Below are 7715 nucleotides of genomic sequence, written 5' to 3' on the forward strand. Positions count from 1 at the left end.
ACCTGTCAGAGGATCTTACATCGGCATGAACTTGAAACGGTTGTCAGCTATACTGTTCGCAATGCCGATGGTGCTCGTTGCGCCGTCTACCGCTAGTGCAATCGATTTTTGGAAGACAATCGGCTTGTGTTCCGCCGGGTTTCAAGCGGAGTCCTTGGAGGCCAACTTGCAAGAATTTGGCTGGGAGGCACAAAAACCGGACGAGGAGCGCGCACTCGACCATTCTGCCATGTTCAATCTGCAATATGGTTTGGCTTGGGGAAAAAATAGTGACTACGACATCGTCCGAGAGTTGTCGTCCCGCAAGTTTCTTGCCAAGCCCGCCAACCCGTATGATTGGGACTTTTACTTTAGCGATCCTAAAGGCGATGCGGTACTGACCGTTCGGTTGCTTGACACAGAGCAGTTGTGCTTTTTGACGTCAAGCCGCCCCCCACTCAATGTTGTGAAAGCCCGCCAAGCTGAAAAAGTACGGGATTTTCAGATCGGCAGATTTAGAAAAGATGATACGCAGATAACTCTTTATAATGCCCGTGCAATTGCGAACATGGCGTACGAACGGTTTGAAAATTCAACTGTCGATCTCCGTTACGTTTTTGTGGCTTCTGTGTCCAATTCAGGAAACGCGCTACGATGACTAGCAAACTAAACCCCTTTTCTAAGCTTCACTTTGCCCGTCGCTCCGCAAAAACGGATGCACATGAGGTCACCCCATGACCTTCTCTGACGCCATTCGCACCTGTTTCTCCAAGTTCTTCACCTTCTCGGGTCGTGCCTCGCGGCCCGAATACTGGTTCTTTTTCCTGTTCATCGTGATCTGGAGCATCATCGCCGGGGTCATTGACCTACAGTTCTTCACTCAGGTCGCGGTGACCGAAACCGAGACGTCCAAATCCGTCACGGCCACTATAACAGGCCCGGTACAGAGTATCGTCGGCCTGATCGTCTTCCTCCCGCATCTGGCCGTGGCCTTTCGGCGGATGCACGATACCGGGCGCAGTGGGCTGTACGCTCTGCTGCCGATCCTGCTGATCCTTGGGGCTTTTGCGGTCCTGATCTTTGGCATCGGACTGGCCAGCCAATTCCACGGCGGAACGCTCGACATTTTGTTTACCCGCGCAACATTGCTGATCGTCATCCCGACACTTATCGTTCTGGTGGTGTCGCCCCTTCTGGTGCTGTGGTGGCTGACCCGCCCCAGCCAGCCAGGCACCAATCAATACGGTCCCAACCCACATGAGGTAGCCCAATGACCGAACACTCGCCCAATACTGCCTTTCACGCCTCCAGCTTCATGCAGGGGCACAACGCCGAGTACCTGGAACAGCTTTACGCGCAGTACACCAAGAACCCCGGTGCGGTAGACGCTGCCTGGGTCGAGTTCTTCAAGGCCATGGGTGACGCCGCGCCTGATGTGCAGCGTGAGGCCGAAGGGCCTTCGTGGGCGCGCACGGACTGGCCGCCCATGCCAGGGGATGATCTGACCGGTGCGTTGACCGGCGAGTGGGCCGAGATTGACGCCAAGGCCGCAGGCAAGAAGATCAAGGACAAGGCCGCCGACAAAGGTGTCGAAGTCAGCGATGACCAGATCAAGCGCGCGGTGCTGGACAGTCTGCGGGCGCTGATGCTGATCCGCGCCTACCGGATCCGGGGCCATCTGGCCGCCGACCTTGACCCCCTTGGCATGCGCGCGGCCAGCACGCATCCTGAGCTGGACCCGAAGACCTACGGCTTCACCGATGCCGACATGGACCGCCCGATCTTTATCGACAACGTTCTGGGACTTCAGGTCGCCTCGATGCGACAGATCGTCGAGATCGTGAAGCGGACCTATTGCGGTACTTTTGCGCTGCAATACATGCATATCTCGAACCCGGAAGAGGCCGCATGGCTGAAAGAGCGGATCGAGGGCTATGGCAAGGAAATCCAGTTCACCAAGGAAGGCCGCAAAGCCATCCTGAACAAAATGGTCGAGGCCGAGGGCTTTGAAAAGTTCCTGCACGTCAAGTACATGGGCACCAAGCGCTTTGGCCTGGATGGCGGTGAGGCGCTTATTCCGGCGATGGAGCAGATCATCAAGCGTGGTGGCGCGCTCGGCCTCAGCGATATCGTGATCGGGATGCCGCACCGGGGCCGATTGAACATTCTGGCCAATGTGATGGGCAAGCCCTATCGCGCCATTTTCAACGAATTCCAGGGCGGCAGTTTCAAACCCGAAGACGTGGATGGTTCGGGCGACGTGAAATACCACCTCGGTGCTTCAAGCGATCGCGAGTTCGACGGCAACAGCGTGCACCTGTCGCTGACGGCGAACCCGTCGCATCTTGAGGCGGTGAATCCTGTGGTTCTGGGCAAGGTCCGCGCCAAGCAGGATCAGTTGGGCGACGCGGACCGCACCAAGGTCATGGCCATTCTGCTGCACGGGGATGCGGCCTTTGCCGGTCAGGGCGTCGTGGCCGAAGGCTTTGGCCTGAGCGGTCTGCGCGGGCATCGCACCGGCGGGACAATGCACATCGTGGTGAACAACCAGATCGGCTTTACCACGGCGCCGCATTTCTCACGCTCCAGCCCTTATCCGACGGATATCGCGCTGATGGTCGAGGCGCCGATCTTCCACGTGAACGGGGATGACCCCGAGGCGGTTGTTCATGCAGCCAAGGTGGCGACCGAGTTCCGCCAGAAGTTCCACAAGGACGTGGTCATCGACATCTTCTGCTATCGCCGGTTCGGTCACAACGAGGGCGACGAGCCCATGTTCACCAACCCGATCATGTACAAGAAGATCAAGACGCATAAGACCACTCTGTCGCTCTATACCGAACGTCTGGTCAAAGACGGCCTGATCCCCGAGGGCGAGATCGAGGATATGAAGGCCGCCTTCCAGGCTCATCTGAATGATGAGTTCGAGGCCGGCAAAGACTATAAACCCAACAAGGCCGACTGGCTGGATGGGCGCTGGTCGCATCTGGACAGGAACAAAGAGGACTATGTGCGCGGCGAAACCGCCATCGCCCCGGCGACTCTGGCCGAGATCGGCAACGCGCTGACCCACGCCCCTGCGGATATTGCGGTACACAAAACCGTTGCGCGTCTGCTGGACCACAAGAAACAGATGTTCGACAGTGGCAAGGGCTTTGACTGGGCCACGGGTGAAGCGCTGGCCTTTGGCTCGTTGCTGACCGAGGGCTTTCCGGTTCGACTGTCCGGTCAGGACGCGACGCGCGGGACGTTCAGTCAACGGCACTCGGGCTTTGTCCATCAGGAAACGGAAGAACGGTATTATCCGCTGAACAACATTCGCGCAGGTCAGTCGCATTACGAAGTGATCGACTCGATGCTGTCCGAATATGCGGTGCTCGGGTTTGAATACGGATACTCACTGGCCGAACCAAATGCGCTGGTTCTGTGGGAAGCCCAGTTTGGCGACTTTGCCAACGGTGCGCAGATCATGTTCGACCAATTCATCAGTTCGGGTGAATCGAAATGGCTGCGGATGTCCGGCCTTGTCTGTCTGCTGCCGCATGGGTTCGAGGGGCAAGGCCCCGAGCATTCGTCGGCAAGGCTGGAGCGGTTCCTGCAAATGTGCGGTCAGGACAACTGGATCGTGGCGAACTGCACAACGCCTGCGAACTATTTCCACATCCTGCGCCGCCAACTGCACCGGACTTTCCGCAAGCCGCTGATCCTGGTGACACCGAAATCACTGCTGCGTCACAAACTGGCAGTCAGCACGGCGGATGACTTCACCACAGGCTCCAGCTTCCACCGTGTGCTGTGGGATGACGCGCAGAAGGGCAACTCAGACACCAAACTGGTGGCTGATGACAAGATCAAGCGCGTCGTCATGTGTTCCGGCAAGGTCTATTTCGACCTGCTGGAGGAACGCGATGCGCGTGGCATCGACGACATCTACCTGATGCGGATCGAACAGTTCTATCCGTTCCCGGCGCATTCTCTGATCAACGAGCTTGAACGGTTCAAGAATGCCGAAATGGTCTGGTGTCAGGAAGAGCCAAAGAACCAAGGTGCGTGGACCTTTATCGAACCCAATATCGAATGGGTTCTTTCCCGGATCGGCGCGAAACATACCCGTCCGGTTTATGTCGGTCGCGCAACCTCGGCCTCGCCCGCAACGGGCCTGGCCAGCCAACACAAAGCCCAACAAGAAGCGCTGGTTAACGAAGCGCTGAGCCTCGAAGGAAAATAAGCGATGACGATTGAAGTTCGTGTTCCCACGCTTGGCGAGTCGGTCACCGAAGCCACAGTTGCAACATGGTTCAAAAAGCCCGGTGATGCGGTCGCCGTGGATGAGATGCTGTGTGAGCTGGAGACTGACAAGGTGACGGTCGAAGTGCCCTCGCCCTCTGCCGGCGTGATGGGTGAGATTGTGGCCGCCGAAGGCGACACGGTTGGTGTCGATGCTCTGCTGGCGACGATTGCTGCCGGTGAAGGTGCAGCCGCGCCTGCCCCGGCAACAGCCGCAGCAGCCCCCGAGACTGCACCCTCTGCATCGGGCGGGTCGGTTGACGTGATGGTGCCCACGCTTGGCGAATCCGTGACAGAGGCGACTGTTTCGACCTGGTTCAAGCAAGTCGGCGACAGCGTCGCGCAAGACGAGATGCTGTGTGAGCTGGAAACCGACAAAGTCTCGGTTGAGGTGCCCGCTCCGGCTGCGGGTGTTCTGGCGGAAATCGTCGCACCGGAAGGTGCAACCGTTGATGCAACCGCAAAGCTGGCAGTCATCTCAGGCGCGGCAGCAGGCGCAGCCCCTGCACCGGCTGCTGCTGCGGCGGCTCCTGCTGCGGCAAGCACCGGCAAGGATGTTGCAAATGCGCCGTCTGCCGAAAAGGCGATGGCCGAGGCCGGGTTGTCAGCCGATCAGGTCACCGGCACCGGTCGCGATGGTCGCATCATGAAGGAAGATGTCGCCAAGGCAGTTGCAACCGCTTCGGCCCCCGCACCCGCAGCGGCTGCGCCGGCGCCCGTTGCTCAGGTTCCGCGCGCACCGGTTGCTGCCGAAGATGAGGCCCGCGAAGAGCGTGTACGGATGACCCGTCTGCGTCAGACCATCGCCAAGCGCCTGAAGGATGCGCAGAACACAGCCGCGATCCTGACCACCTATAACGAAGTGGACATGACCGAGGTGATGGCCCTGCGCAATCAGTACAAAGACCAGTTCGAGAAGAAGCACGGTGTGCGCCTGGGCTTCATGTCCTTTTTCACCAAGGCCTGCTGCCATGCCCTGAAAGAAGTGCCCGAGGTCAATGCCGAAATCGATGGCACCGACATCGTCTACAAGAACTTCGTGCATATGGGCGTGGCCGCCGGTACGCCGCAGGGTCTGGTGGTTCCGGTCATTCGCGACGCGGACAGCATGTCCTTTGCAGCCATCGAAAAAGCCATCGCCGAAAAGGGCAAGCGCGCCCGCGATGGCAAACTTTCGATGGCCGAGATGCAGGGCGGTACCTTCACAATCTCGAACGGTGGTGTTTACGGCTCGCTGATGTCCTCGCCGATCCTGAACCCCCCGCAGTCGGGCATTCTGGGCATGCACAAGATCCAGGATCGTCCGATGGTCATCAATGGAGAGATCAAGATCCGCCCGATGATGTATCTGGCCCTGTCCTATGACCACCGCATTGTTGACGGCAAAGGTGCCGTGACCTTCCTGGTTCGTGTGAAAGAGGCGCTGGAAGATCCGCGCCGCCTGCTGATGGATCTGTAACCATGGCGACACATGTACTCTGGCAGGCCGATGTGGCCGATTTCGACGCCTGGCTGAAAGTGTTCCGCGAGGACAAGCCGATGCGCAAGGCCGCGGGTATCCGCGACCTGCATGTCTGGCGCGACCCCGATCAGAAGGACCATGCGATCGCGATGTTCGAGGTGATCAACCTGGACAAGGCCAAAGCATTCTTCGGATCCGAGGAATTGGCAATGCACCATGAACGCGGCGGTATCGCGCATATCTCGATCAAGCTGCTGGAACCCGTTTGACAATAGATATTCCCGACCCGCCAGATCGGGTCGGGGAAGCGCCGGAACGTCCGGTCGATTTAGGAGAATATAATGGCAAATTATGACGTCATCGTAATCGGCGCCGGCCCCGGCGGGTATGTTTGTGCGATCCGTTGTGCACAGCTGGGTCTGAAAACTGCTGTGGTCGAAGGGCGCGAAACATTGGGCGGCACCTGTCTGAACGTGGGCTGCATCCCGTCAAAAGCTTTGCTGCATGCCAGCCATCAGCTTCATGAAGCCGAACACAACTTTGCCAAGATGGGCCTAAAGGGCAAAAGCCCTTCGGTCGATTGGAAACAGATGCAGGCCTATAAGGACGAGGTGATCGAGGGCAACACCAAGGGCATCGAGTTCCTGTTCAAGAAGAACAAGATCGACTGGCTGAAAGGCTGGGGATCGATCCCTGCGGCCGGCAAGGTTCAGGTTGGCGATGAAATCCATGAAACCAAGAATATCATCATTGCGTCAGGCTCCGAACCGTCCTCGCTGCCCGGTGTCGAAGTGGATGAGAAGGTCGTTGTGACCTCAACCGGTGCGCTGTCTCTGGGTAAGATTCCGAAGAAAATGGTGGTGATCGGCGCGGGTGTGATCGGGCTGGAACTGGGTTCGGTGTACAGCCGCCTGGGCGCTGAGGTAACGGTGATCGAATTCCTCAAGGAAATCACTCCGGGCATGGACCCTGAGGTGCAAAAAACCTTCCAGCGTATCCTCAAGAAACAGGGGCTAAATTTCATCATGGGTGCAGCGGTGCAGAAAACCGAAGCAACCAAGACCAAGGCCAAGGTGACATACAAGCTGCTCAAGGACGACAGCGAGCATGTGATTGACGCCGATACCGTGCTGGTGGCCACCGGTCGCAAACCTTATTCCGATGGTTTGGGGCTGGACGCTCTGGGCGTCGAGATGACCTCGCGCGGCCAGATCAAGGTGGGCAAGGACTGGCAGACCAACGTACCGGGCATCTACGCCATAGGCGACGTGATCGAAGGCCCGATGCTGGCGCACAAGGCCGAAGATGAAGGCATGGCCGCCGCGGAACAGGTTGCGGGCAAGCATGGGCATGTGAACTATGGTGTCATTCCGGGGGTGATCTATACATGGCCCGAGGTCGCAAATGTCGGTGAAACCGAGGCGACGCTCAAAGAACAAGGCCGTGCCTACAAGGTCGGCAAGTTCATGTTCATGGGCAACGGCCGCGCCAAAGCCAACTTTGCCTCTGACGGGTTCGTCAAGGTTCTGGCCGACAAGGAAACCGACCGTATCCTGGGCTGCCACATCATCGGCCCCGGCGCAGGCGACCTGATCCATGAGGTCTGCGTGGCGATGGAATTCGGCGCATCCGCCGAAGATCTGGCCCTGACCTGCCACGCGCACCCGACCTATTCCGAAGCCGTGCGCGAGGCCGCACTGGCTTGCGGCGACGGCCCGATCCACAGCTGACAACCTTGACCCCGGCAGCGATCAGCCTGTCGGGGTCAACCACGCATCCAGATAGGTCTCCAACCTGTCGGTGAATGTCGTCGCTGAATGCAACGCGCAGAATCTTAATGACATGGCCTGTATGGCAAAGGCCTGCACACCTTCGGCCAATAGCTCGGGTGGCACGTCCTTGCGCACCTCTGCATCTTCGAGCCACAGCATCACGATGCGGAAATACCGCTCAAAACAATAGGCCACCGGTCCTATTTCGGCGACAG

The 7715-nt window shown here is 58.5% G+C and carries 6 protein-coding genes and 1 pseudogene; 6 read left to right on the forward strand and 1 reads right to left on the reverse strand.

Features of this window, described 5'->3' with window-relative positions; all coding sequences use genetic code 11:
* Positions 1 to 25 precede the first annotated feature (25 nt).
* From AC2FNN_RS09410 to lpdA, 6 genes are all read left to right on the forward strand, one after another.
* A complete protein-coding gene (locus AC2FNN_RS09410; protein ID WP_496758135.1) occupies positions 26 to 637 on the forward strand; it encodes a hypothetical protein in 612 nt (203 codons plus the stop codon).
* Positions 638 to 713: 76 nt separating this feature from the next.
* Positions 714 to 1253: a DUF805 domain-containing protein gene (locus AC2FNN_RS09415; protein WP_496758137.1), complete on the forward strand. Its 540-nt coding sequence runs from the start codon at positions 714 to 716 to the stop codon at positions 1251 to 1253.
* Positions 1250 to 4207, forward strand: coding sequence for a 2-oxoglutarate dehydrogenase E1 component (locus AC2FNN_RS09420; RefSeq protein ID WP_496758138.1), 2958 nt, complete (start codon positions 1250 to 1252; stop codon positions 4205 to 4207). The genes AC2FNN_RS09415 and AC2FNN_RS09420 overlap by 4 nt, the downstream gene beginning before the upstream one ends.
* Before the next feature lie 3 nt (positions 4208 to 4210).
* Positions 4211 to 5725, forward strand: coding sequence for a 2-oxoglutarate dehydrogenase complex dihydrolipoyllysine-residue succinyltransferase (odhB, locus tag AC2FNN_RS09425; RefSeq protein WP_496758140.1), 1515 nt, complete (start codon positions 4211 to 4213; stop codon positions 5723 to 5725).
* Positions 5726 to 5727: 2 nt separating this feature from the next.
* The gene (locus AC2FNN_RS09430; protein ID WP_152456823.1) at positions 5728 to 5997 is read left to right on the forward strand and encodes a hypothetical protein; all 270 of its coding nucleotides are present in this window, start codon (positions 5728 to 5730) and stop codon (positions 5995 to 5997) included.
* Between the two features lie 72 nt (positions 5998 to 6069).
* Positions 6070 to 7458: a dihydrolipoyl dehydrogenase gene (lpdA, locus tag AC2FNN_RS09435; protein WP_496758142.1), complete on the forward strand. Its 1389-nt coding sequence runs from the start codon at positions 6070 to 6072 to the stop codon at positions 7456 to 7458.
* Between the two features lie 21 nt (positions 7459 to 7479).
* Here lpdA and AC2FNN_RS09440 read toward each other — a convergent pair.
* Positions 7480 to 7715 (reverse strand): annotated as a pseudogene (locus AC2FNN_RS09440) (TetR/AcrR family transcriptional regulator); the annotation flags it as partial.

The sequence above is a fragment of the Ruegeria sp. BHSA118 genome (assembly GCF_059613405.1).

What these genes read in the sequence shown, in the direction of transcription:
- AC2FNN_RS09415 (WP_496758137.1), top strand. Translation starts at nt 714, where the DNA reads ATGACCTTCTCTGACGCCATTCGCACCTGTTTCTCCAAGTTCTTCACC.
- AC2FNN_RS09430 (WP_152456823.1), top strand. Translation starts at nt 5,728, where the DNA reads ATGGCGACACATGTACTCTGGCAGGCCGATGTGGCCGATTTCGACGCC.
- odhB (WP_496758140.1), top strand. Translation starts at nt 4,211, where the DNA reads ATGACGATTGAAGTTCGTGTTCCCACGCTTGGCGAGTCGGTCACCGAA.
- lpdA (WP_496758142.1), top strand. Translation starts at nt 6,070, where the DNA reads ATGGCAAATTATGACGTCATCGTAATCGGCGCCGGCCCCGGCGGGTAT.
- AC2FNN_RS09420 (WP_496758138.1), top strand. Translation starts at nt 1,250, where the DNA reads ATGACCGAACACTCGCCCAATACTGCCTTTCACGCCTCCAGCTTCATG.
- AC2FNN_RS09410 (WP_496758135.1), top strand. Translation starts at nt 26, where the DNA reads ATGAACTTGAAACGGTTGTCAGCTATACTGTTCGCAATGCCGATGGTG.